This window comes from Microaerobacter geothermalis, assembly GCF_021608135.1.
Classification (GTDB): domain Bacteria; phylum Bacillota; class Bacilli; order DSM-22679; family DSM-22679; genus Microaerobacter; species Microaerobacter geothermalis.
Genome location: NZ_JAKIHL010000005.1, coordinates 64,524 through 91,510, shown reverse-complemented (window position 1 = coordinate 91,510; position 26,987 = coordinate 64,524). Strand labels below are relative to the sequence as shown.

21 protein-coding genes and 4 pseudogenes are annotated in these 26,987 nt (G+C 38.1%); 2 read left to right on the top strand and 23 right to left on the bottom strand.

Translation table 11 applies throughout. The annotated features are described in order from the left end of the window. Positions 1–114 precede the first annotated feature (114 nt). The 5 genes from L1765_RS04650 to L1765_RS04630 all read right to left on the bottom strand — a co-directional run bounded on the left by L1765_RS04650 (position 115) and on the right by L1765_RS04630 (position 6,621). Positions 115–1,992, bottom strand: coding sequence for an SWIM zinc finger family protein (locus L1765_RS04650; protein ID WP_236405484.1), 1,878 nt, complete (start codon positions 1,990–1,992; stop codon positions 115–117). Positions 1,993–2,106: 114 nt separating this feature from the next. Then, positions 2,107–2,676, bottom strand: a complete 570-nt coding sequence (locus L1765_RS04645) for a transposase (protein WP_236405483.1) — start codon at positions 2,674–2,676, stop codon at positions 2,107–2,109. A gap of 240 nt (positions 2,677–2,916) precedes the next feature. Beyond that, positions 2,917–4,395, bottom strand: a complete 1,479-nt coding sequence (locus L1765_RS04640; protein ID WP_236405482.1) for a hypothetical protein — start codon at positions 4,393–4,395, stop codon at positions 2,917–2,919. Between the two features lie 160 nt (positions 4,396–4,555). Beyond that, the gene (locus L1765_RS04635) at positions 4,556–4,768 is read right to left on the bottom strand and encodes a nucleotidyltransferase family protein (protein WP_236405495.1); all 213 of its coding nucleotides are present in this window, start codon (positions 4,766–4,768) and stop codon (positions 4,556–4,558) included. A 164-nt stretch (positions 4,769–4,932) separates the two neighbouring features. Continuing rightward, positions 4,933–6,621, bottom strand: coding sequence for a phospho-sugar mutase (locus tag L1765_RS04630; RefSeq protein WP_236405494.1), 1,689 nt, complete (start codon positions 6,619–6,621; stop codon positions 4,933–4,935). 288 nt (positions 6,622–6,909) lie between these two features. On the opposite strand from L1765_RS04630, the gene L1765_RS04625 reads away from it, so the two are divergent. Then, positions 6,910–7,137, top strand: a complete 228-nt coding sequence (locus L1765_RS04625) for a type II toxin-antitoxin system Phd/YefM family antitoxin (protein WP_236405481.1) — start codon at positions 6,910–6,912, stop codon at positions 7,135–7,137. Beyond that, positions 7,121–7,531: a type II toxin-antitoxin system VapC family toxin gene (locus L1765_RS04620; protein ID WP_236405480.1), complete on the top strand. Its 411-nt coding sequence runs from the start codon at positions 7,121–7,123 to the stop codon at positions 7,529–7,531. Before L1765_RS04625 ends, L1765_RS04620 begins: the two co-directional genes overlap by 17 nt. A 36-nt stretch (positions 7,532–7,567) precedes the next feature. Here L1765_RS04620 and L1765_RS04615 read toward each other — a convergent pair whose 3' ends face one another. From L1765_RS04615 to L1765_RS16080, 18 genes and pseudogenes are all read right to left on the bottom strand, one after another. Continuing rightward, a complete protein-coding gene (locus L1765_RS04615; RefSeq protein ID WP_236405479.1) occupies positions 7,568–7,864 on the bottom strand; it encodes a nucleotidyltransferase family protein in 297 nt (98 codons plus the stop codon). Next, a complete protein-coding gene (locus tag L1765_RS04610; RefSeq protein WP_236405478.1) occupies positions 7,861–8,259 on the bottom strand; it encodes a nucleotidyltransferase substrate binding protein in 399 nt (132 codons plus the stop codon). The genes L1765_RS04615 and L1765_RS04610 overlap by 4 nt, the downstream gene beginning before the upstream one ends. Positions 8,260–8,498: 239 nt before the next feature. Further along, positions 8,499–8,753: pseudogene (locus L1765_RS04605) on the bottom strand (HI0074 family nucleotidyltransferase substrate-binding subunit). A gap of 130 nt (positions 8,754–8,883) precedes the next feature. After that, on the bottom strand, positions 8,884–11,241 hold the full coding sequence (locus L1765_RS04600) for an O-antigen ligase family protein (protein WP_236405477.1): 2,358 nt from the start codon (positions 11,239–11,241) through the stop codon (positions 8,884–8,886). Positions 11,242–11,657: 416 nt separating this feature from the next. Further along, positions 11,658–12,062, bottom strand: coding sequence for a PIN domain-containing protein (locus tag L1765_RS04595; RefSeq protein ID WP_236405476.1), 405 nt, complete (start codon positions 12,060–12,062; stop codon positions 11,658–11,660). Then, positions 12,053–12,283 (bottom strand): hypothetical protein, encoded by a 231-nt coding sequence (locus tag L1765_RS04590; RefSeq protein WP_236405475.1) that lies wholly within the window; start codon positions 12,281–12,283, stop codon positions 12,053–12,055. Before L1765_RS04590 ends, L1765_RS04595 begins: the two co-directional genes overlap by 10 nt. 203 nt (positions 12,284–12,486) lie before the next feature. After that, entirely contained in the window at positions 12,487–13,458 is a 972-nt protein-coding gene (galE, locus tag L1765_RS04585) for a UDP-glucose 4-epimerase GalE (protein WP_236405474.1), read from the bottom strand. Positions 13,459–13,515: 57 nt separating this feature from the next. Continuing rightward, positions 13,516–14,427, bottom strand: a complete 912-nt coding sequence (galU, locus tag L1765_RS04580) for a UTP--glucose-1-phosphate uridylyltransferase GalU (protein ID WP_236405473.1) — start codon at positions 14,425–14,427, stop codon at positions 13,516–13,518. Positions 14,428–14,479: 52 nt separating this feature from the next. Continuing rightward, positions 14,480–15,886, bottom strand: coding sequence for an undecaprenyl-phosphate glucose phosphotransferase (locus L1765_RS04575; protein WP_236405472.1), 1,407 nt, complete (start codon positions 15,884–15,886; stop codon positions 14,480–14,482). Positions 15,887–15,890: 4 nt separating this feature from the next. After that, positions 15,891–16,757: a glycosyltransferase family 2 protein gene (locus L1765_RS04570; protein ID WP_236405471.1), complete on the bottom strand. Its 867-nt coding sequence runs from the start codon at positions 16,755–16,757 to the stop codon at positions 15,891–15,893. 134 nt (positions 16,758–16,891) lie between these two features. Beyond that, complete coding sequence (gene rfbD / locus L1765_RS04565) at positions 16,892–17,746, bottom strand: dTDP-4-dehydrorhamnose reductase (protein WP_236405470.1); 855 nt, start codon at positions 17,744–17,746, stop codon at positions 16,892–16,894. 3 nt (positions 17,747–17,749) lie between these two features. After that, positions 17,750–18,766, bottom strand: a complete 1,017-nt coding sequence (gene rfbB, locus L1765_RS04560) for a dTDP-glucose 4,6-dehydratase (protein ID WP_236405469.1) — start codon at positions 18,764–18,766, stop codon at positions 17,750–17,752. A 21-nt stretch (positions 18,767–18,787) separates the two neighbouring features. Beyond that, positions 18,788–19,333: a dTDP-4-dehydrorhamnose 3,5-epimerase gene (gene rfbC / locus L1765_RS04555; RefSeq protein WP_236405468.1), complete on the bottom strand. Its 546-nt coding sequence runs from the start codon at positions 19,331–19,333 to the stop codon at positions 18,788–18,790. Between the two features lie 14 nt (positions 19,334–19,347). Then, positions 19,348–20,238, bottom strand: a complete 891-nt coding sequence (rfbA, locus tag L1765_RS04550; protein WP_236405467.1) for a glucose-1-phosphate thymidylyltransferase RfbA — start codon at positions 20,236–20,238, stop codon at positions 19,348–19,350. Between the two features lie 63 nt (positions 20,239–20,301). Then, positions 20,302–21,357, bottom strand: a complete 1,056-nt coding sequence (locus L1765_RS04545) for a glycosyltransferase family 2 protein (RefSeq protein ID WP_236405466.1) — start codon at positions 21,355–21,357, stop codon at positions 20,302–20,304. A 129-nt stretch (positions 21,358–21,486) separates the two neighbouring features. Next, positions 21,487–22,482, bottom strand: a pseudogene (locus tag L1765_RS16090) (polysaccharide pyruvyl transferase family protein); the annotation flags it as partial. Between the two features lie 255 nt (positions 22,483–22,737). Then, positions 22,738–24,666, bottom strand: a pseudogene (locus L1765_RS16085) (glycosyltransferase); the annotation flags it as partial. A 24-nt stretch (positions 24,667–24,690) separates the two neighbouring features. Further along, positions 24,691–25,788: pseudogene (locus tag L1765_RS16080) on the bottom strand (glycoside hydrolase family 99-like domain-containing protein); the annotation flags it as partial. Positions 25,789–26,987 lie beyond the last annotated feature (1,199 nt).

The window sequence follows — 26,987 nt, the reverse complement described above, 5'->3', positions numbered from 1 at the left end:
ATTCTCCATTGATTACTTAAGTCGCTTCCTAAAATTATACATTAGAATCAGAGGGTGAATCAATTGATGATTCACCTTTATACCTTTCGACAAAATTCGGAAAGTGACAGGCACCTAAATCAAATTAACTTTACGGAGCTCTTCCATTAGTGCGGGAAAACGGCGATATTTTGAATGGAGTTCTTGAATATACTTCTCCCATCGGTCTTGTTGTCCCGCTTTTTTGCTCACCCTTTTCAAATTCTTTAGCCATTTGGCTGCTTTTTTGTAACCCTCTCGTTTTTTTGACTGGATATACCACTCTGCAAAATTCTGATAAACTGACACCAGTTGTTTTGGATCCTGATCCTCCATCTTCTTATAAAGTTTTTGAGCGTAGGATGGAAGATATTCGGGTGATCGATGGTATTTTGAAAACTCTTTCCAAGCTTCTTTTATTTCACCCAAAAATATTAATATTTCAATATAATCATGTCGATTTCTTTCATTCGCTTTTATATGATTTAACCATTCCTTTATTTTGATTTGTTTTTCACTGTCATCCTTTAATTCGGTTAAACATTGCTTAAACAAATCTAATGAAGGGATCTGCAGTAACATTTTGATACGCCATAACTGGGCAGAAGCTGCATCCTTCTTCTTCTGAAAAATTCTTATTATCCATTCATAGTATGGTTTGCTTTGGTATATTGGGAGGGTTTCAATGATTCGTGTTAAACACTCGATGGCTTTGTTCCATTGTTTATGTTTTTCATAATACTGGACAAACATGGTTATTAGAGAAGAGCTGAATTCTTCAAATCTTGATGCTGTTTCTATTGCCTCTTGTTCCTTTTTAAATTCTAAACTTAAACCAATCCACCAATATAGGATACTCCCTTCTTCAGAGTGAAAGGTAACGGGTTCTTCAGACATTAAGCTGGGTGTGTATTTTGAAATACTACGTTTTAAATGATTATAGGTGGCAAGGTCCAGAATACATTCTCTAATGATCGGCATCCAACTGATCAAGTCATTTTGACCATGACATTGTTGAAGGATCCAGTCCATGATTTTTTTCAGAAGAGTATCCGCTTCTTTTTTATTAGGTGAGTCAACGATCCTATTGATGGCTTCAATCAAATGCTCTTCCCACTCATCACAGATATAAATCAAATCATTATCCCCATAATCATCATCAAATTCCTCTGCCCAGGGTTCCAGTCTTTGTTTCGTAACCATGAGTCCTGCTATTCCAGCCACCCAATGCCCTCTAGAGACAAGAACTTTTAATTCTTCTGCCCAGCGGTTAAGTCTTTTTATCCCCGGTTCAAAATCCCATTCAGGAGCATCAACATAATCCCAATGACGGTGGGAATATATATAATTTTCCGTGTGAACCATCTCCTGAAATAATGATTCGCATTCCTTCAATACTCGAGGTACTTCTTTTTCATAATAGGTGATCGCTTCTTCCCAATCTAAGGATAAGACTTCTTGAGACTGTATTTGTTTTGATCGCTTTCTTTCCTGCAAGATTTGCATGAATTTTTCTCGGACTTGTAGGTCGCTTGTTGTTAATTGGTAACAGATTTCCTTTAGTTCATCTGGTGAAAGATTTTGGATAACAGGATAGAGTTGATCTTTTTCCGAAGCCTCCGTGTTTCTAACTGAAGAAGAATGTTCAGTTGCGGAAATAGAGCGATTTTCTGCAGAAGAAGAATGATCGCCTAGAGGTTTAATCTGATTCAGCACGGCCTGGTAAACCACTGCTGCCATATGTTTGCAGTAATCTTCATATGGGCAGTCACATTCACTGTCAGAAAAATCATGCTGATTCACCCTAACCGTATACTCGCCATAATTACCATATACCGTTGCTTCAATCCAATCCTCATGGATGGTAAGATCCTCTACTTGTCTGTCAAGGTAATAATGGTATCCCCGTTGAATGATATGAGGCTCGATGTATCTCCTCATCTCTTGTTTTAAATATTGAAGGTTACTCTTCATAGGTTCCTCCGAAAATAAAACTTATTAATCCCTATCCATAGACTATCATAATGACTGAATGTTTAGGAGAAGTAATTGTAATCGACAAAATTCGGAAAGTGACAGGCACCTGATTTAAACAATTACCAGCTTCTTCTCAACCTTTTCTACGTATTTCTTATAAGCTTTGGCTCTTGATTCTTCATCGCCAGGAATTCTGCTCAGGACTTTGTTTGTGTCGACCATTCGGGGGGCTTGCCATCGGCTTTTTACATAACAGCGATAGCTGCTCCAAGGATAATCCGAAGGACTCTTTACAAGATTAGCTTCAACTGGATTTCGATGGATATACCGGCTTACCTGTAAAAATCCATATTCATCCTTTATTGGCCCACTGTAGTATCGTTTCTCAAATAAGTGGCCTGACAGGGAGTATCGATTGTTGTAGTAATCAGCATAACGTTTATTTAATAAGGCCATTAACTTAGAAAGTGGCTCTTCGCTAGTGGAAAGCATCAAATGAAAGTGATTCTTCATCAAGCAATAGGCATACATTTCAAAGGTTACTTTTTCGGCAACGGCATCCAGCAATTCAAAAAACACAAAAATATCTTGCTCATCCCGAAATAATTCCTCCCGCCAATTTCCCCTGCTTACCACGTGATAGGTTACCCCTGGTAACCAAATTCTAGGCTTACGGCCCATTAGAAAGCACCTCCGAATATGGTTTTTATGGGTATAATCCATTTCTCTATCACTAAAACAAACTTATGTTCTTATATATTAAGATAAAACATATGTTCTGATGCGTCAACCATTTTTTTGGGTGAAAATGTTAAAAATCCCCTTAAGAGGTTCCAACAAATATAGACTCTTAAGGGGAAACTGTTTCGTGATTATACTTTTCGACAAAATTCGGGAGGTGACAGGCACCACCTGAACCACCTAAAATAAGGTGTCTTCGAAGGTGCGGCCGCCGTGCTGGAGCTGCTCGATTAGCACTTCTCCTCTGGCTTCCTGTTTCAACTCCAGCTCCCAAAATACGGGGAACCGCTGGCTGACTTCTACTTTTATTAACTCTGGCGGGGAAAGTACCAGCCATTGAAAACGCAGTATGTCGGCAATGGCAAAGATCGGATCAAGGATATGGGCGGAGACGGCCTGTCCAAATGGGTTGTCGGATATTAATACGGTCCAGTTGTTTCCGGTACCGATCTGCCGTTTGTAAGTCATCAGCATCATCATCACCAAAGTGCGGGCAGCCAATAGCTGTCCACCGCTGCCTTTGGCTTCCTTCATCGATCCTTTGTTGATGGTTTCCCATTCGGTGTAGTGATGTTTTTTGGGACTCTCATACAGGAAATCATTGGTCGTTTGCGGTTTGTACACATATAAAACAGGATATCGTTTCCTTAAGGCGACAAGAACAACTTTTCCGTCCCCTATCATCTCATCCAAAACCTTATCGGGAACCTGCTCTATACTTTCATACTGTTGAAGAACTTCATCCATCGACTGTAAAAAATAATCCTTCAAAATTTCTCTGATTTCTTCCGGTCTTTCAGGCAATTGGCTGTTTTTCATATCGATGCGAATCAAAGGAAACGAGTGCCCCGCTTGATTGGTAATTTTCATACTGCCCACCATTTGCTTGAGGGCCTGAACAATCCGAATCACCCGGTATGCGGCCCGATCTGTCCACATCTCTCTGGCATTTTCCGCCCGTTCCTTATCACTTTGTAAATTTGCCAATTCATGCTCAGCATGGGTTAACATGCTGTTCAACACCTCTAATGCATATCCTTCCTCATGCCATGGAAGCTCACTAAGCGTTTTCTTCACATTTTCCAGCAAATCCTGATCCCAATGCTGATTCTGGAGACGAGCAAAAAGTTCTTGCCGTTCTCTGTCCATTTCCTTTCTATGGTTCTCTTCTTTTCTTTTCCAATCTATATGCTGCTGAATCCATTCTTCAACCAGTCGCTCAGATTGCTGTTTCACTTCCTGGATAAAGGATGGCGACACATCTACGATCATCATCGGAGTTATCCCATGGGCATCCAATTTATTCAGGTTTTGTCCCAGAGAATTTATCTTATCTCCAATTTCTACAAGAAGCTTTTCATATTCTGCGAGGTTCTCCCGTGATTGAGTCAATTGCTCCTGAATTTCAACAGACTTTATGGATAAATCCAGATCTTCCCATGGGTCTGTTCCCCGGCCATGCTTCCTTACATCGTCTTCGATCTTTTTTAAATGGTTTGCTTCCGTTTTAAGAACCCCTTCATGGCGGCCTTTTTGAACCTTTAATTTCTGCCAATCATCTTCGAGAGTTTTCATCTTGTTCTTGGCATCATTCCATTTTCCTTTAAGCACATCTGGAGCTTCTTCTATGAAAGGAACCTCTTGCCATGATGGGTCCACTTCATGCAATTCCGATTCTTTATTGGTTTTTTGTACCAGATAACTGCATCCATTAACATCTGGTTATTAGAAAAGGAGTCATAGTCGACTCCCTCGGTGTAAGTATTAATTCGGTTCATGGATTCCATAATATCATTCAAAAACAACAAATAGCGTCTTTTCATTGAAATTGTACCTCGCTTAATATTTCCTCTTTTATATATGGTTTAAGAGCCTTTACAGTTACTAGATCAATTGGTTTATTAAATAACGACTCCAAATAGTCCTTTAAATCAAAAAACTCAAATCCCACTGGTCGGCTGAATTCAACCAAAATATCAATGTCACTGTTATCGGTTTGTTCATTCCGAGCATAAGATCCAAAAACTCCAATTTTGCTAACATGAAATTGCTCAGCTAAAAATGTTTTTTTTCTTTTAAAATGTTTTCAATTTGCTTTAGGTTCATGTAAATCGCCTCATTATAGAACTTTAATGTATATATTTATTATAGAATAAACTCAACCAAAAATAATCACATTTTTTCTTATAATTTACTTTATATCTTTCGACAAAATTCGGAAAGTGACAGGCACCTTCTTTGGGCTTCTTCTAGGGAAGGGGCGCGGGTGGCGAAATAGAATTTGATTTTGGGTTCAGTACCGGAGGGACGGATGGCCAGCCATGATTCATCTTCCAGGATAAATTTTAACACGTTGGATTGGGGTAGATTTAACGGGAGGGTATTTCCCTGTTGGTCATAAGCCGTACCAATCAAGTAGTCTTCAAAACGGACCACCTTTTGACCCACGATCTCCCGGGGGGTATGGAAGCGGAACTTATCCATGATGGACTGGATTTTTTCCTGGCCATCTTTTCCTTTTAGTGTCCGGGAGATCAAACCTTCCTGATAGTATCCATACTTTTCAAAAAGAACGAGAAGGGCCTCATACAGGGTCATTCCTTTTGACTTATAGAAAGCGGCCATCTCTACGGTCATCATACAGGCCTGTACCGCGTCTTTATCCCGTACAAAGTCCCCGATCAAATACCCGTAGCTTTCCTCATAGCCGAATACGAAGGTTTTTCCCCCGGTTTCTTCATATTCCTTGATTTTTTCACCGATAAACTTGAAGCCGGTCAAGGTATCCACGGTGTCCAGCCCATAGGCTGAAGCAATGGCTCTGCCCAGCTCTGAGGTTACGATGGTTTTCAGCACCACACCATTTGACGGGAGTTTCCCTGCCGCCTTTTTTTGCGACAAAATATATTCCAACAGTAAGGCCCCCAATTGATTGCCGGTCAAAACGATGTACTTGCCCTGCTGATTTTTGACCACAACTCCTACCCGGTCGGTATCAGGGTCTGTACCCAGGATAATGTCCGCATTCACTTTGTCCGCCATTTTGATGGCTAAGGTAAAGGCTTCGTGTTCTTCCGGATTGGGGTATTTTACCGTAGAAAAATTGGGATCGGGATGTTCCTGTTCCGGTACCACCCACACATTTTCATACCCCATCTCTTTTAAGATCCTTCTCACCGGTTTGTTTCCAGTTCCATGGAGAGGGGTATAGATGATATTGAGGTCGGCAGACATTTGCTTCCCCAATTCGGGATGGATGGACAGGGTTTTTAACTTCTCGTTGTAGCGGTCATCGATCTCTTTTCCGATATAGACAAACAACCCCTTCTCAATGGCAGACTGCTTATCGGAGGAGGCAACCGTCAGTTCATCACCGACCTGATTAATTTCGACTGTAATTTCCCTGGCGATTTCAGGGGGGATTTGTCCGCCGTCTTCCCAGTAAACTTTGTACCCATTGTATTGTGGAGGGTTGTGGCTGGCGGTAATGACAATTCCTGCAATGGCTCCCAGCTCCCGTACGGCAAAAGATAACTCAGGAGTAGCTGTTAGCTCTTCAAAGACATACGCCTTAATCCCTTCATGAGCCAAAACGAGACCTGCTTCTTCAGCGAATTCCCTGGAATCATGGCGGGAATCATAGGCAATCACCACACCCCGTTCAGCAGCGATGGGACCTTCTTTTTTTATGTATTCAGCCAGTCCCCTTGTTGCCCACCTTACGATATACTTATTGATCCGGTTAGTCCCTGCTCCGATTTCTCCCCGAAGTCCTCCGGTGCCAAATTCGAGATACTTGTAAAACCGATCCTCAATCTCTTTCCCGTTGTCTTTAATGGATTGGAGTTCCTGCCTGGTATGGGAATCAAGATCAGGGTATTCCATCCATTGATGATATTTTTGAACAGCGTCCAACTTCTCTCCGCTCCTTTTCCCTTATTGTCCTTTATCCTTTAGTCTAACAAAAAAATCCCACAGAATCACTCTATTATCTGATTCCGCGGGATATACCAACTTTATCATTCCATTGGATATGAATATGAATTTTAAACAAATATACTGTTTTTTGACGAAATCCATTTTTTCGCACGATACTTATTCACTTTTTCGCACGATTTTAATATAATAAGAGTGAAATCAGACGCACTACATTGAGTACAAGGAGGTTTTGCTATGTTAATTACGGCTACTGAATTTAAAAAAAATATCGGTAAATATCTGATGCTCGCTGAAGATGAGGATATTTTTATCACTAAAAACGGGAAGAGCATCGCCAAGCTCACCAGCATTACTAAAGACAAGGTCAATACGGCGAAGTCCCTGTTCGGAATCTTGCCTGCCGATGCATCATTGGAAGAAGCTAGAGAGGAGCGGTTAGGCCGACATGAACGTATTGATTGATACAAACATAATCATTGACGCTATCACAGGTCGTGCTCCTTTTAACGAGAATGCTGAAAGGATTTTCCTTCTTGCCGCCGCAGATAAAATCAATGCATGTCTTACCGCAAATAGCATAACCGACATTTACTATTTATCACGTAGGTATTTGCACAGCACAGAGGAAGCAAAAAATGTACTCATGAAGCTGTTCACCATTTTCAGAGTTCTTGATGTATCCGGCAATGATTGTGAAAAAGCATTGGAGTCGCAAATGCCTGATTATGAGGATGCACTTCTCGCCGCCTGCGGCAAACGCAACAAGGTTGACTGCATTGTCACACGAAACATTAAGGATTTCAAGAATGCACCTGTCAGGACACTATCGCCTGATGATTTCCTTACAGAATTCTGATATCTCAACAACTGTGAAAGCACTTTGCATATTTGTCTATATCCTGTATATTTCAATCCCATCACGTTCAATGTTTTGCCTAAGCCTCTCATTATTCAGCTTGTCCAAAATAATCAAATTGGTTTTATAAATCCCTGCAGCCTCATCTAAATCATGCAAGAGTCCAGTTACCGGTTCTCCATTTGTGAGAACTGCAATATCAATGTCAGAATTATACTTGAAGTCGCCTCTTGCTCTTGAACCGAATATCACGGCTTTTTGAACTGCTTTGTACCTACTGAATATAGAAATGATTTTTTCCATTATTTTATCTTCCAGACCAAATCTCATCATTCGAGTTCCCTGCCTATAGACTCTTTGAGATGGTGTAATATTGTATAGTATTCACTTTTAACCTTCTCATATATTGCCCGTGCCTCAGCTTCGTCATACGTATGGGATGTGCGATTTCTATCTTCCAGCATGTCAATCCACACATTACCCTCATTCAGCAAACCTGCGGCAAAGGCTTCTTTAAATGCTTCTCTGAGTGTTCTGACTTCAGCGATGCCGTTAAAAGACAAATAGGCCTTAAGCAGTTTCCAGGAAAGTTCATAAGTAAACTCAAACCGTTGGATTACTGCATCCAGAACAATGTCATCGGACTCGTCTCTTTCCAGTGACTCTTTTAGTCTGCTTAATGCTTTCGAATAATTCAAAAACTTTTCCTCCAATTTTTCTATATCCATAACGATCACCTCCCTAATTAAGAATCCCTGCGGTTACAAGTCCATTGGACTTGAATGCTGCTCTATGATTGACACCATTTCCCCAAATGAATACCGATGCTCCACTACATCGACTGTAAAGTCTTCGGCTTGTTTTTGTGGCATGTTAAATAGGTATTGATTGTAGTACAAAAACTGAACCATACTTGTAAATGCTGTTCGTTTATTTAAATTCATACTTTTCTATGGTATCCCAAACTTCATTTTTTTGCCCCTAAGTCACGATATACCTGTGTTATCGCTGAATAATAACTATCCTTAATCTTCATTACTGCCAATTGAAAACGCTCTTCGTCGTAAGTGTGGGCGAATAATTTTCGTTTTTCCAACATATCCATCCATATTTCACCATCCTGAATAAGACCATAGTGAAATCATGTTTTTATTACTTCTCTTGGAGAAGTTACTAATACTTCTTCAGACTCTAAATAATCTTTAAGTGTTTTCCATGCCATTTCAAATGTATACTCAAACCTTTGAATCAAACCTTCTTTCTCATTCTCAACCATTATAAACGAACGTATATTCGATATCAAGTTAAACCGTCGAAGGACTTATAATTTCGTCACCGGGATATACCATCTTCTAATTCGACAAATTCCGGGAAGTGACAGGCACCGCCTTGTATGCTTCTACGTACTTCATAAAGTTGGGGAAGTCTTTTTGCATGGCGGTGGTGATCTTGGCTGCTTCCTGTTTGTTGCCTAAGGCCTCATAGGCTACGACACGGATGGCTTGAGCACGGCGAAACGTATCCTGATCGTCCTTGTTGTTGATGGGTTTAAGTGCATCGATCGTATGATTAAAATCACCTAACAACAGATAGGATTGACCGACAAATAAGTGGGTGCTTTTTTCAAGCAAAACTGGGCGTTGATCAGGTACCGGGGTCTTTTTAAATGGTTCTGTTAGTGTGCGATATTCTTCATAATCATCTACTGTCCCTTGGGCATACTCAAGCGCTTTTTCTACATTCTTCTCTTGAAGCATTTGCACAGCTGCCTGAGACTTCAAGCGAATAATCGCATCATAAAACTTTACATTATATCGGTCATATTCCAGTGCCTTTTCAAAATATTGAATCGCCTGAACACCATCACCCAAGGAGCCATAAATATTTCCAATATTGAAAAGGGCCTTGGGATTATGGGGCTCCAGATCCTCCACTTTCTGCAGGGTTTTTATCGCTTTTTCTTTATAATCTTCACTCTTCGTAGTTTTATAATATTTCACGTAAACGTTGGCCAAATTGAACTGATAATCCACATGATAAGGATTATACGAGGTTGCTTTTTCAAAAATGTCTTTTGCTTCCTCCAGATTTAGAGTCCCTTGGGCACGGGCTGCCTGTTTCTCTGCCAAGTAAAAACGGAAGGAGTAAATGCCCATAATTAAAACAAAAACAGCCGTTATTCCCAGAATCGTTTTATATATCATCTCAGGGTTCTTCCATCGAGATGAAGCTGATTTCCCTTTCATTTTTTTACCTGATGCTACCGTTTGATCAGCAACGAAGAACCGCATGGGTTGATCAGTCACACCCATCGCAAATAACCAGAAAACAATAAACCAAACCGATCCGTATGAAAAGTTAAAATCAATGAAGGAATGGGCAAAAATCATGACAAGAGCCGGTATGGTTGCAATGGCTATTGTACGATCCTCATCCTCTTTTTCCGACCATATGCGTCGTAAAATTTGGTAGAAAAGAAATCCAAACACCAAAATGAAGATGATTAAGCCAAACCAGCCCGTATTTAATAGAATCTCTAAATATCCGTTGTGAGTTTCATTGCTCCAATAGGGAACCTGTTGATACTTGGTAAATAGTATCCTCCAACCGTCTCCACCCAGTCCAAGAAAAGGTGCATCCTTACTCATTCGAAGGGCATCTTCGAAAAAGGTAGTTCTTCCTACTACACTACTCGTATCCGCATTTATACTAGAAATACGATCCTGAAACTCAGGAGGAAGTTGCTGATAAACAAGCCCTTTATTTTGCAAATCTAAAACAAGCAATACTCCAAGAACGATAATTACCCCCGGTAAAACAAATCGAATATAGGGTTTCTTATCTATTCGTTCCAGAAGTGTATTATTTCTGTAGTTTAATAAATAATGAATGCCAGTTATCAGTAACAAAACAACTAATGAGATCAAGAAAAATCCTGTTGAGCCTGGATTATCGATTCCTTCTATTTTAGATTGTTCTGCAATCTGGCGAAAAGCCAAAAATGATCCGCCAAGAGAAATAAACGTATACAGGGAATATATCAACTGCTGTTTTCCCCTGAGGAAAGTTAACCCGATAAACCAAGCGAGAGGAAATACCAATAAAGCCCCGCGGGAATAAGAGTGAAACAAACCTACCCCAAATGCAACAACCGGAAGGCTAAAAAATATTACTTTCCAAATTGAGAGCTTTTTTTGGGTTAAGATGACAAGGGCAAATATCCAAAAAGCACTTACTAATGCGGCAAAGGTATTATAATATTGGAAAGGACCGGTTAGACGGCCACCCAGAACAACATCTCGAAAATCCACCCATCCCCATAAGCCAAATAGGGCAAATAAAGCGACCCATATCCCGGTTAAATGAAAGATATAAGGTAATAATTTCTCCACTTTGTTTGTTTGTCTAGCCCAAACTAACAATATAAAAAAGCTTACATAACTAGTCCATCGGAATAAATTATCCAGGCCACCCTTTGGCGATTCTGCAACGGTCAGCGAAAGAATGTATGTAACAGGTAGTAAAAAGACAATAAAATAAAAGCCCTTTCCCATCTCAGACTTTTTAAAAAGAAATATAACAGCAACAATAATAAAGAGACTTGCGATTAACACTTCCCAGATATATAAATCTGAATCAAAGAACAGCCCACGTTGATAGGGAGTATACAGAAAGATTAGTGATGGGATGAATAATATAACCCAATTCATATCATATTGACCTCCGAATGTTAGACCAATTATTCAAAGCATTAATACATACTGTGGGTATTATACCACTTTTTCCAGTCATCCACTTGGAGAATTTCTACAAAATTTGGGTGATTTTTAGAAAAAAAACCTACTATTCTTCCAGTAGAGTTTTTAATCATACAAGTATGGGGAGTGGTTAAATTGTTTTCGAAAAATTTCGAGGAATACCAGGCACCCATGATTTCGAACATAGATTGAGTTTATCATTGCATTGGCGAAATACTTGAAACATCATTATGGGGCAGAGTCTCCAAGCATAAGTGGTATCCTTAGAATGCGTTAGTATCCTATTTTCATAGATAGCCATTTAAGAATAAGATAGCTTATTAATATCGGTTTATTCTCTAAAAACAATACAATAGAGCCAAGAATCATTAAAGTTTAATTATTCTGACATTATATTCTTCTGCGATATCCATGTCTTTGTCTCTCGATACAAGGATCAATCCATGCTTTATTGCTGTAGCGATAATTAAAGCATCAGGAGTCTTAAGTTTTCTTCTTTTAAAACGTTGCTCTCTTCTTATGTTTCCAGCAACCCTCGCAATACTTGAATTAACTTCAAGAAATCGACCCGAATTTAAGAACTTAATAGATTGAGCCTCATGTTCTGAACTTAATCCGCTGATGAATTCACATTCTGTTACAACTGAAAAATATATCTTTAATTTATCGCGTGATGCCTGCTTAATAAATTCGAGTATCCCCTCGTCACTGTCCACCATTCCTATTGCGATGTTTGTATCGAACAGATATCCAATAGAACGCATCAATCCCATTCCTCACGCATCTTTTCTATTTCACGACGAAGTTCATTCACTCTGTCAGGAGACAACGCACCTGCTGATTCAAGAAGATCATCAACTGAATAATCATCTTCTTCTACCTCCACAGTCTCCTTTTCAAAATCAATTATTACCCTTGGATTTTTAATATTCAATTTATCTAAAATCGATCTCAATTCAGTTGCGGTTTGATGATCAAGTTTTTTAGGGATCACGCTTATCCCCCCTTACAGAATGTTTTTATCATTATACCATAAAGCAATTCACTGTATAACATTATCTGGAACGTAATCCAAATGTTTTTACCTATCATTCTTGGGCCTATCCCAAAAATCAAATGAAGAAGCTACCCCCCAGGAATATCTTCCTGGGGACGTTGGTAAACCGTTTTCGACAAATTTCGGGAAGTACCAGGCACCTACAGTTTACTATGCCACTTCCAAGCGGTTGAGATGATTGTTTCCAGGTCACTATACCGCGGTTTCCAGCCTACTTGTTCCTGAATCTTGTCTACTTTAGCCACAAGGACAGCGGGATCCCCTTCTCTCCTTGCCGCTTCCCTCACCTTGATTTCTTTACCCACAATTTTTTGAGCCAACTGGATCACTTCGCGGACAGAGTACCCATGTCCCGTACCTACATTATATGCTCCACTTTTCAAACCATTTTTTAGCCCTTCCAGCACACGAATATGAGCTTCCGCTAAATCGAGTACATGGATATAATCCCTGATGCATGTTCCGTCTGGAGTTTCATAATCCGTTCCATAAATCTGAATCTCATCCCTCTGACCTAAGGCCGTTTTCAGAACCAACGGAATCAAATGTGTCTCCGGAAAATGATCTTCACCGAGATCTCCGTTCAAATCGGCTCCGGCAGCATTAAAATATCTTAACGCACACCACTTGACATCATAAGCTTCTTCCATCCATCTCAAGGTCTTTTCAACCATTAACTTAGATTCCCCGTAGGGGTTAATTGGATTAGGTAACGTTCCTTCAGGAATCGGAATCGTTTCAGGTATTCCATATACGGCAGCTGTAGAGGAAAAAACAATGTGTTTTACACCACAGGATACCAGCGTGGAAAAGAATTGAACAGACTTGCCTACATTATTGATAAAATATAAATCTGGAGATTTCATTGATTCTCCCACAAGACTTTTTGCAGCAAAGTGAATAACGGATGTGATCTGATGATCGTTTACAATTTTTGAAACCAATTCCTGGTCAGCAATATCCCCTAAATAGAAATGCTCAGTACATACAGCATTTCGATGCCCGGTGGACAAATCATCTAAAACGACTACTTTGTACCCTTTTTCTAATAAGACCTTAACTGTGTGACTGCCAATGTATCCGGCTCCTCCGGTAACGAGTACGGTTTCCAAATTCACTCCTCCAATTTCGTACGGTTATACATTTTTCATTCCTTTGATGACGCATTTCTACTCCTTCGCAACAGCAACCTCCATCACGGTTGTTCTCATTTTCTCCACCCGATTGACCAGCAGTTCCATCACTTCATCCCGCAAATCTTCTCGGTTCAAGGCAAAATCAATCGTGGCTTCAATAAAGCCCAATTTATTTCCAACGTCGTATCTACGCCCGTCAAATTCATAAGCCATCACCGCTTGCTGTTTTGACAACGTCCGCAAGGCATCGGTCAGCTGGATCTCTCCTCCGGCCCCTGGTTCTTGCGTTTCCAAAATCGCAAAGATTTCCGGGCGCAAAATATACCGTCCCATAATCGCCAACTGGGAAGGGGCTTCTTCCACCGGTGGTTTTTCCACCATATCGTCTACATGGTACACCCCCTTATTACCACCTAATGGGTTTGGAGAAATAATCCCATACTTTTCCACTTCAGACTTCGCCACCTGCTTCACACCAATTACCGTTGAGTGATAATGGTCATAGATTTCAATCAACTGCTGCAAGCAGGGCTTTTCAGATACGACAATGTCATCCCCCAATAATACGGCAAACGGCTCATCTCCGATAAACTTCCGGGCGCACCAGACGGCATGCCCAAGTCCTTTCGCTTCCTTTTGCCGGATATAGTGGATATCAACCATATTCGTAATCCGTTCCATCTCTTCCAGAAGTTCATTCTTCTTCTTGGCTTCCAATGTCGTTTCCAATTCAAAAGACTTATCGAAATGATCCTCAATCGCCCGCTTGCCGCGGCCGGTCACAATCATAATATCTTCAATTCCCGAAGCAACCGCCTCTTCGATAATGTACTGGATTGTTGGCTTATCGACAATCGGTAGCATTTCTTTGGGCTGTGCCTTTGTCGCCGGCAGAAATCGGGTACCTAAACCGGCGGCCGGAATAATCGCTTTTCTCACCTTCATTGCTACTTACCCACCTTCCATTATTACTGACGAGGTCAGGATACATCTCTGATCAATACGCGTTCTTATTCATAAACCCTTTCACAATCGTCTTAAATATAATCTTAATATCAAACAGCAACGTCCAGTTCTCGATATAAAAAATATCATGAAGAATCCGATCTTGAATCGACGTATCTCCGCGCAGTCCGTTGGTTTGTGCCCACCCCGTAATTCCGGGACGAATGTGATGCTTGACCATGTATTTCGGAATTTCCTCTTTAAATTGTTCTACATAGTATGGTCGTTCCGGACGTGGGCCTACAACACTCATATCCCCTTTTAATACGTTAAAGAATTGGGGCAATTCGTCCAAGCTTGTTTTCCGAAGGAATGTGCCAAACTTGGTTCGACGCGGATCATCGGCAGTCGTCCACTGCGTATCGGAAACCTCTTGCGGCAAATCTCTCATGGAACGAAACTTATACATGATAAATCTTCGCCGATTCATCCCGACTCTCTCTTGTTTGAAAATCACCGGCCCAGGAGAAGTCAGCTTAATTCCAATAGCGATTATGGCCATTAATGGTAATGTTATCATAATCACAATGAAGGAAAAGACAATATCAAAGGCTCGTTTTAACAATCGATTCCTCAGTTCATCCAATGGAATATCGCGGACATTAATTAAGGGGATACCGGCAAAGTTGTCAAAATACGGTCTGGCCGGAAGAAAATCGAAAAAGTCGGGAATAATTAACGCCCGAACCCCAGCCTTTTCACAAATTCCGATAATACTTCCGTATTTCTTGTGCGCTTTTAACGGCAATGCAATAATCACTTCATCCACCAGATATTGCTGTAAAATCGCTTCTAAATCATCTACGCTCCCAATGATCGGCTTATAGTGAGCATGCTCCCTATCGTGTGTATCCCGAAAATCATCGAGAAAACCAATTACTTCGTATCCCAGCTCAGGATATTGCATCAGATTATCGTAAAAACTTCTGCCTAGGGAACCTGCTCCTAATATTAGGACGAATTGTTTATTATAGCCTTTTTTCCGAAAAGATTTTAAAAGACCTTTTACAATATATCGATAGAGTCCGACAAAAAAGAGATTCCCTAAAAAGAAGATCGCCAGAAACGAGCGAGAATAGTCTAGCTCCTTAAATAAAAAGAGGATGCTCAAAAGAATGAGTAAACTGATTCCATGCACTTGAATGATTTTATAAGCTTCAAAGGAAAACCTCTTTTTTCTTTTGGAAGAATAAAGGGTGGTAAAATAACCGACAGCAATCGCCGCGACGCTATATATCACACCCCAAAGAAAATAGGTCGTAAACGGAAGGTGTGATTCATAGGTGAATAACCCGCTTCTGAATTTTAACCACCAAGTAAAGAGGAAGACCCATTGTATGACAATAAAATCACTTAACGCATAGATTTGTGATAAAAACTTTTCATTTCCGCGGATCATACAATCACCTTGCCCAATTCAAGCGATTTATTATAAGAGAAAAGATAAAATTTACAGCGATCCCGAGATAAACCAATCCGTTTATGGCCCAAGAATACTTCTGCTGATAATGCTTCCTATGAAAAAGAAACATCGCCCGGTGAAATTCATAGATGATCTTGAAAGGTTTTCTGCGGCTGCTTGCTCCTTTATAATGAACGATTGAAGTATATGGATAATAGTAGATATCCCATCCTGCCTGCTTGATACGGTAGCACCAGTCAATGTCTTCCCCGTACATAAAAAATTCTTCATCAAGCAATCCAACTTGTTCAATCGCTTCTCTTCTCACCAGCATGAAAGCTCCAACAAGGCAATCTACCGGATAGTCTTTATCCGGATCTAAATAGGTAAGTTGGTACTGGTTAAAACGGGGAACATGCGGAAAGAGCCTGGCAATCCCAAAAGCGTAATAAAAGGAAGCGGAAGGGGTAGGAAATCCTCTCCGGCACGCTTTATCCAGTGAACCGTCAGGTAACACCACTTTGCAGCCGCTTGCCCCTATATGCGGGTGGTTATCCATAAACTTCAACATCATATCCAAGGTATCCTTCTGAATCACCGTATCGGAATTCAACAATAAGATGTACCGGCCATCCGCTATTTTGATTCCCTGATTATTTGCCTTGGAAAATCCGACATTCTCCCGATTCTGAATCAATTTGACCTTAGGAAACTCACGTTCTATCATTTCAACCGAATCATCCGTAGAATTGTTATCGATCACAATCACTTCAAACTGATAATCGGTTCGTGAGTCGAATACGGAACGTAATGCTTGCAAGGTTAAATTACAAGTATTATAGTTCACGATTAAAATGCTCAGATCCATCGTAAAATCACCATTTTTCTACGAGATGGAATTCCTATAGGATCGAATCTATTATACCATGATTCGATAAAGGATTAAGACAAAAATGATTAAAAATTTCCTGCTAATACCAAAAAAGAGACTAGTTCTCTATGCTAGTCTCTTACGCTTCCCAATTCCTTTAAAAAATCTTTTAGCCCTTCTCTCCAGTGTCTGAGATCTTGAAATCCGTTAGCGCGTATCGCCAAATGGTCCAAAACCGAATATTTGGGCCTCGGAGCAGGGCGCGGAAAATCCTCCGTCGCAATCGGACTCACTTTCACTTGAACCCCGGCTTCCTCGAAAATGGCCTTTGCAAAATCATACCATGAACAAGTACCTGTATTCGAAGCATGGTAGATTCCGTATTTCTCTGTCGCTATCAACTGAGCTATAAATTCGGCTAAATCCACCGTATAAGTAGGAGAGCCGATTTGATCGTTAACAACCTTCAATTCATCTCTTTCTTCCGCTAACCGCAGCATGGTTCTGACAAAATTATGCCCATGAACGCCATACACCCACGATGTGCGAACGATAAAGTATTTGGATGACAATGTCTTGGTCAATTCTTCACCCGCATATTTGGATTTTCCATAAACCCCAAGCGGATTCGTTCTGTCATATTCCTTGTATGGAAAAGTTGCCTTACCGTCGAATACATAATCCGTACTGATATAACACAGTTTAGCGCCAAATTCCTCGGCAGCAATGGCCACATTCCTGCTGCCAAATGCATTCACTAAGTATGCCTGCTCCTCGTCACTTTCCGCTTGATCCACTTTCGTGTAAGCTGCTGCATGAATGATCACATCGGGACGAATCTCGTCAATAACTTGTCTTACAGACTCCATCCGTGTAATATCCAATTCCTCTCGCCCGTATCCAAATACTCCCCCACGGTTCACCCGCAATCTTCGCACAAGATCCCGGCCCAACTGTCCTTTCGCTCCCGTCACTACAACTTTCATCATTTACGCTCCTAATCGACTCGCATATTGCTGCTTATAGTATTCTTGATATTCCCCAGAGAGTATACGTTTCCACCACTCTTGATTTTCCAAATACCAATCAATCGTTTGTTTAATCCCAACATCAAAGGTATACTTTGGTTTCCAACCCAGTTCTTCTTTTATTTTCGTCGCGTCAATTGCATAACGTTTATCATGCCCCGGCCGATCCTGCACAAATTTGATTAATGATTCGGGTTTGTCAAGATACTCTAGGATCGTTTGCACGATTTGCAAATTGGTGCGCTCATTATTTCCACCAACATTATAGACTTCGCCATCTTTCCCCTTATGCATGACTAAATCAATGGCACGACAATGATCCTCTACATGCAGCCAATCCCGCACATTCGATCCATCACCATAAACAGGCAGAGGCTTTTCATCCAAGGCATTCATAATCATAAGAGGAATCAATTTCTCTGGGAATTGGTAAGGCCCATAGTTATTTGAACACCGGGTAATGTTTACCGGAAGCTGAAAGGTTTCATGATAAGCTCTTACTAATAAATCTGCACCAGCTTTACTGGAACTGTATGGACTGTTCGGTGCTAATGGGGTTGTCTCGGAAAACAATCCTGTAGGTCCAAGCGTTCCGTACACTTCATCTGTGGAAACTTGCAAGAACTTTCGCACACTATACGCTTTTGCCATCTCTAACAGTACTTGTGTACCTAGAATATTCGTTTTGACGAAAATATCAGGTTCCATAATACTGCGGTCCACATGGGATTCAGCTGCAAAATTGATGACGGCATCAATACCCGTTTGAAATAAAGAGTCTATTAATGTCCGATCTGTAATGTCTCCTTTTACAAACTGATAGTTTTCTTTGTCTTCTATTTCTTTCAAATTCTCCAGGTTTCCGGCATACGTTAACGCATCTAAATTGATGATATGGTAGTTCGGATACCGATCAACCATATACTTAACAAAGTTGCTGCCTATAAAACCGGCTCCACCAGTGACAAGTATTTTCATCCTCATTCCAGCCCTTTCAGATTAGAAGTTTCGTTCTGCTTCATTAAGTCTAGGGTGTACTTTATCTTTCTCGGATAAAATCGGATTTGAGGTTGGCCAATCAATCCCTATAGATGGATCATTCCAAAGAATCCCTCTGTCATGTTCGGGTGAATAATATTCATCGACCTTATATAATACCTCAGTATTTGGCACAATCGTGCAGAATCCGTGAGCAAACCCTTTCGGTACAAGCAATTGTCTTTTGTTCTCCGCGCTCAAAATCACGCCAACCCATTGACCAAAGGTGGGTGAATGTTCCCTTATGTCCACGACAACGTCATAAATGGCTCCGGATAATACCCTGACCAATTTCGTCTGGGCTTTAGGATTCAGTTGATAATGAAGCCCTCTAATTGTGCCCGCTTCAACAGATAAAGAATGGTTATCCTGGACAAATTCAAAATCTAATCCAAGCTCACGATACACGTTCTTATTGTAACTTTCCATAAAAAAACCACGATGATCTCCGAATACGTTGGGTTCAATGATTAAAACATCAGGTAGTTTGGTTTCGATTACTTTCATGAATATCACTCATCCTAATAAATTGATTGTAAAGCTTTTTTTCGATTCGCTAATTTCATCAAATATTTTCCGTAGTCATTTCTCTTTAAAGGCTCAGCTAATCTTAATAATTGCTCTCTGGTAATGTATCCCATCGTGTAAGCAATTTCTTCGATGCAGGCAACCTTTAAACTCTGGCGCTTTTCAATCGTTTCAATAAATTGGGATGCTTCTAATAAAGATTCATGCGTTCCTGTATCCAGCCAGGCAAATCCTCGACCGAGTAGCTCTACATGCAAATCTCCCGCTTCAAGATACGCTTTATTGACATCGGTGATTTCCAATTCACCACGGGCCGAAGGTTTAATGTTCTTAGCAATCTCGATGACTCGATTATCATAGAAATATAAGCCCGTTATTGCATAATTAGATTGAGGATTCTTCGGCTTTTCTTCGATGGAAGTAACCTTTCCCGTTTCATCAAAGTCTACGACTCCAAACCGTTCCGGATCATTGACATAATAGCCAAAAACCGTTGCCCCTTTTTCCCGCTTAACGGCTTTTCGTAAAAGATCTGTTAAACCATGACCATAGAAGATATTGTCTCCTAATATAAGAGCCACATTGTCAGTACCGATAAACTCTTCCCCAATGATAAATGCCTGAGCGAGTCCATCAGGTGACGGTTGAACCGCATATGATAATGAAATTCCAAGATTAGACCCGTCCCCTAACAATTCTTTATATCTTGGGGTATCCTGAGGAGTAGAAATAATAAGAATTTCTTTAATTCCCGCTAACATTAAAATGGATAAAGGATAATAAATCATCGGTTTGTCGTAAATCGGAAGTAATTGTTTTGAAATGGTACGTGTCAATGGGTATAAACGCGTTCCGCTTCCACCCGCAAGAATAATGCCTTTCAAATAAAATCAACTCCTGATAAACAATTTAGGGATATTTCCCAAGTCCATGTTAAACCATCATTTTTATTCATCGCTTTTGCATCTTAAAAAAAACACAGTTATGATCAAGCCAACGTTTCGTAAAAACCCATGCTTTCTAAAGCGATAAACGAATATATCCATTAATCTAGCAAATCTATTCTTATGAAAAAGGGTTATAAAGCTTTCTACCAGCTTAAATTGATCTTTATTTAATTGATCTTTATATCGAATGCTCAATTGTTCCCCTTGTTGGATAATTCTCTTCATCGATTCGTTTGCCTTTCCACTTCTACTTAAAAAATAATGAAGAGAGTATTTTTTAGCACCTGTATTATTTTCACCATGCTGGCGATATAATATTGTTGATGCATTAATATGGTATATCCCAGAATATATACTGGCAACTAATGCAATCCACCAATCATGCATGATTGCCTTATCAGGAATTGGATGTGCCAATTCCTTTAATCGTTTGTTCATCATCATGGTACAGCCGGTGGCTATATTTTGGATCAGAAGATGATTAAGGTTTTTATATGCTGGATTAAGCTTTTGATATTTCCAAAAGGAATTTGAAATTACTTGAAGGTCTTTATCTACCACAGTCAGATCCGTATGAACTAAAAGCGGTTTATTTTGAAATTCCTTTTCAAGTTGCAGCATTTTCTCTAATATTAATTCAATCTTATTATTTAACCAAATGTCATCCTGATCACAAAACATAATATAATTGGCATTCGAATATTCGATTAGTTTGGAAAAACTTTGACTTGGGCCTAAATTGTTATACTGATCCTCTATATAAATTATTTTGGTAGGAAACTGCTTTACAAAATTGTGGATGATGTTGATTGTACCGTCTGTTGATCCGTCATCCCGAATAAGCAGTCTCCAGTTTTGATAAGTTTGGTTAATGATTGAATTCATTAACTTCTGCAAATATTTACTCCCATTGTAAGTGGATAATAGAATATCTACCAGAACATTCTCTTTTAGTGGTGATTCCTCCAATATATCTTTCTTGATTAGATGACTCATAAACATAGCTACCTTTAATTTAATTTTTTCCTGCAGTCTAAGAAAATAATGTAAATCCATTGTCCTCACGCATATGTTTAGACATTTGTCCGCATTTACATATGCATAAAAAACGATACTATTTCGTTAATATAACATAGTTTCATTGAGTTTATTAAATTACAGTTACCCACGTATCTCAATAATTTGTTAGCTATTCAGGTGTGAGAAAGTTGAACTAACAAGTAGTGAATCAACATCTGTCACATTGTTAAGTTTAAGAAACTCCACATATTTTCTGAATTTAATAGGATACTCCTCATTAAACTTGCTATAATCCATTTCGGAGTACAATCTTGTAAGGTTAATATCTTCTGTCAAATTTTTTGCTTCTAAATAAGGGATATTACAGAACTCGGCCAATTCTTTCGTTCTAGAATCATGAGCTACTAATAAGGCCGGAATACCATTTTGTATCGCAATCATGTTTCCATGAAATCTAGTCCCAAAAAAGAAATTATACTTTTTTACTTGTTCAGCCCACTCATCAATATCATAATATTGACTAAAATGGTCTTTAAAATAAGCTTTAATAACATCAGTATTTGTTCCAAGTATCTTTTTATAAAGTTGTTCCTTTTGTATTTCAAGGGAAGCAACAATTGAATTATTGGGATTAATAGCTATACCTTTCTTCCAATAGTCTTCGATAAATTCAGTCTGACCAATTACGTCAATTTTATTATTAAAGGCATACTTAATAATAATTTCATCGCATTTTTGTCTAATATTTGTATAATTAAGTGCCGGACGCAATGAATCATCATGATTAATTTTTTGCATTTTTACTTTAAAGTTTATATCTTTACTCAAGTAATAAGTAGGACAACCAATAATAGTAGTATTTTTTATACCTAAGTTATTTAATAATTCAGCAGTATACTCTCCTCTAACTCCTATTGATTCTGAATACTCACTTATCAGATGTAAGAACTTCTCAGTACCTTTAGTTAGTTTTATTTTTTTAACAGATACATTAGGAGCTTGTGCTCCAATTCCAAGAACAATAATTGGCATTTTTAGTTTCTGTAAGTTCTCCGCAGTTATTTCAAAGTCTGACCTTTCATTAATAAAGTTCGAAGCTCCCATTACTATTACATCAGCAGAATTCCTTATTTCCTCTACTTCTTTTTCAGAGAGTGGTTTCCACATATTAAATTTATTTTTCGTATTAAAAAAATGATGAACTGCGTACCCTATATAAAGATTTCCAGTATTGTATCCTGTAGCTACATGATTTTGATATGGGTCGCTTGATGGATGTGGATAGACTCGATATTCAGCACCACATTGAATATATCTTTTAATCTTTAAATCATCTTTTTTATCCTCTGTTTCCAAGTTTACTTGTATATTTTCTTCAGAGTTTAAAGGTGTAGACCTTACAGAATTGTTTAATCCTAAATATATCTTCAAAAATTCTCGATATTTTTCTATTTTTCTTTTCATTTCTTGTGATACCTCAAATCTGCTTAAAATATAGTCTTGCATTTTTGTTACCTCATTGTAATGCAACATGTTATTTTCACTTTTTGTTACACTGTTAGTATGTCTTCGGTGATAATTCAACGAGATGTTTAGGTAAGCTATTTTCCCTTTTTGTAGTAACCATACATAAAAGAATAAATCGCCTGCAATTTTAAAGTCAATGATATCCCGAGCAACTTCATTGATTTCAAATTTCTTGAAAACTACCCCGGAAACATTAGGAATCGTATTTTTAATAACTAGGGCTTCAGTTATCTCTTCTTTTCCATCAATAATATAGGAATGATTCCATTTTTCGGAATCTATTTCTTTTGTGTATTCCAGATAATTATCTGCGATAATATTGCCATCCTGATCCATCTGCTTCGATTGAGTATAACTTAACACCACTTTGCTATCTTGATAAAACGGCTTCATAACCTCTTCCAAAAACAGGTTTGAACAAAGATCATCTGCTTCGGCAATCCAAATATAGTCACCTGAAGTCAGTGAGATTCCTCTCATCCATTGTTTAAAAACTGAGCCTGAGTTTTGCTCATTAACCGATTTAACGACCCTGATACCCTTTTCTTCCATTAACCCAATCATTTCTTCAAATACTTTTACGCTTTGATCGCTGGAATTATCATCTAAAAACACTAATTCATATATTGGATAGGTTTGATCAATAATACTCATTACTCTTTCTTTTAAATATTTTTCATAATTATAATTAGGTATTATTGCACTTACTTTTTTGTACTCATGGCCTAGCAACTGCAATAACACATAGACGTAACTAATAAAATCAAATTTCTCTTCTACAAGTAATTTTCCAGCTCTCCCTTTTTGTCTGCATAGTTCTTCATTCTGTAAATAATGGGTGACTTCCTTTGCCATTTCATTGGTATTTAGATATTCAACCAATGAGCCTGTTTGATCGGAGACGATATCCGAAAATCCACCCGCATTCTTAAATGCAATAACAGGAGTTTCCGCATCCATTGCTTCCAAAACAACAGACGGAAATGGATCTTCCCTAGAAGTTAATAAATATATGTCTGCTCCAGCGTAATATAAGCCTACATTTGAAGTAGCTTTGATAAAGATTACTTCCTTTTTATGAGATAATTTTATGGTTTCCATTATATTTGGTTCAAGGTTCCCAACCCATAAGAAATAAACATTTCCTTGCGTTTTCCTTACAATAGACGCAACTTCGGCAAAAAGATCAATGCCTTTCCGTTTATCACCAAATCCAACCCCTAATATAATTTTCGAATCCAATGGAAGACCTAATTCCCGACGTAATCTTATTCTTGCCTCTTCTAAATTCCCCTTAAATGGATTTTTTTTATACAATCCCTGGGGTTGAATTACTTTTTTTTCATGATCCACTTCAACGATTGTAGAAAACTTTTTATATACATATTCGGATGGGAAAACAACTTTCTCAGCTGATTGGGAGATCTTTCGAGCATTTTCAATAGCATCATATTGTTTAATAACCCCTGGCAACTCATGTATCAATGAAATCACCTTGATTCCGTGGCCAGAAAGAGCTGCAGCAACATCCCCAGTAATAACCGTGTTGCAAATCGCAATATTAAAGCCATTTTCATAAAGTTTTTGGATGTGTTTATCTAACACCTCTTTGTTCTCGTTTAGAATATATACCTTTCCATACTTCTCAAATTCCTTGGTGAGAACCCCATCAGATTTACTAATAATTTCAATTTGATATCCAAAATGATTCTTTAAAACCTGAACAATATGCAAAGATAATAATTGTGCTCCATTAAAATGAGTATCATGTGTCACATAAATAATTTTTCTACTATGTTCTTTTTTTCTTGTTTCGATTAATGCTTCACGTGTTGCTTCTAAATAAGCATAGCCATATTTTCTATCAGGTTCAAGATGAGCACCTTCAGCCCATTCGTTCCAAGCATTAATAAAGACAAATTGTTTTTCCTTTGGATAAACTTTTTTTGTGTGATTAATAATGTCGATTAACCAACTTTTATATAATTCAGGAGTACTTCCGTGATAAATAGTAGCAGCTTCTCCTCTTCTAGCAGTATTATCCCAGCTCGGACATATTCCTTTGAATAGTTCTTTTACATTTTTATTGTTAAAGTATTTTTCATTTTCTACATATTCCTTGTAATCAAATACAAATCCATTAAAATCTTTATTAAGCCTTCTTATCTTGTCATTCATTAAAGTAGCACCAGTTTCATACATTGAATGAGGTGGAAATTCTAGCATCCCATCTAAACCAAACTTTTTATGATCTGAAAATCCCCATGACTTAACATAAACACCAAGGATATATATATCTCCAATACCAATCTCTCTACAATATGCTCTCCATTCCAAAACAATATTCTTTAGATTAGGTATTAATGCTGGTCTATATATAATTAATAAAGGTTTGTTATCTATTCTAATATATCTAGAATCGGTGATATATTTTTCAATATCTATTATAAATTGTTTTAAGCCATCATTATTATATTTTTGTTCTAATAGAATTTCTTTTTCTTCACCATCCCAACTTCTTGTCCAGTTTTCGTTTGCCCAACAAAGGCAGAATGGGAAATCTAGATCACTTTCAACAAATTGATCAAGTGGTTTCTCTAAAATCCTTCTCCCGTCAAACCAATAATAGTAGAAACAAAATCCGTATATACCATATGTTTTAGCAAGCTCTACCTGTCTCTCCATTACTTCTGGAACTCTCAAATCATAAAAATTTAATTCTCCAGGTAAATGTGGCTGGTAATGCCCCTTAAACTGTGGTAATGCTTTTGATACATTGGTCCATTCTGTAAATCCTTTTCCCCACCATTCATCGTTTTCTTTAATAGGATGAAATTGTGGTAAATAGAAAGCTATTAACTTAATATCATTTTCAGATAAATGATATGCATTCTTTGTAAAATCTTTGTAATATATACTCTTGGAATCATGTTCTTTCATAACATCTTGATATCCAATGATTACAGTCTGTGACTCATGACCCTTATCATGACCCTTATTTATTATTTCTGAAAACGGTTCTCCACTTTTGCCAACTGTATCTATCTCATTTTTAATATTATCATTGTTATTTTTATACGAAGCTTCCCATATTTTATACATTTCAGTGTTTTTCATTAAGAACTTTGTATATTTATAAAAACAATTTTTTAATAAAATCTTCTGTTTTCTTGGTAACGGGAAGAAATAATAGATACCTTTAGCTATCCTTTTTATAGCTTTTTTAATATTTCCTTTTATTACTTTTAATACTCTACCAATAAACCTTAGTGGTTTCGTTATCCGCCACGAAAGTGTAGAAAAAATTAAATTTATATATTCATTTCTTTCTGTAATTAAAATATCTAATTTTTCTATTTTCTTTAACTTTTCTTCTATTGTTTTCTCCATTTGATGTATCATTTTTTGTTGTTCTTCAATCTGCACTTCTTTTGCTGTCAATAACCTATTGAGTTCCTCTTGTTCATTCTTTTGCTCTATAACGAGTTGTTCTTTTTCTATCATTAACTTAGTGAGTTCCTTTTGAGTGTCTATTAAAGTATTACTTATTTGTGTTAACTGGTTTTCCTTATCCTTAACGATTTCTATAAATTCCATTTTTATTTTATTTAACTGATATATCATTTTTTGTTGTTCTTCAATCTGCACTTCTTTTGCTGTCAATAACCTATTGAGTTCCTCTTGTTCATTCTTTTGCACTATAACGAGTTGTTCTTTTTCTATCATTAACTTAGTGAGTTCCTTTTGAGTGTCTATTAAAGTGTTACTTATTTGTGCTAATTGATTTTCTTTATCCTTAACAATTTCTATAAAATCCATATTTATTTTATTTAACTTCTCTCTAGTGTTTGCCAACTCTGATTTTACTGTGTCTAATTGTTCTTCAGTATCTTTAAGTGTTTTATATGTTTGTATTAATTCGCTTTCTTTTACCTTTAAGGTCTTATAACTCTCTCTTATTAAAGGCAAGGCAAGAGCATAGCTTTCAGTTTTGCCAATGGCAAGATAACTTATATATAAGGTAACAGACTCCACGGTACCAGAAAAAGAAAAAAGGATCTGAGGATCTGGCTTCAAAAAGTACAACAAAACTCCATTATTTTTTTGCTTATAATCATAATTAGAGGAAACAATATCTA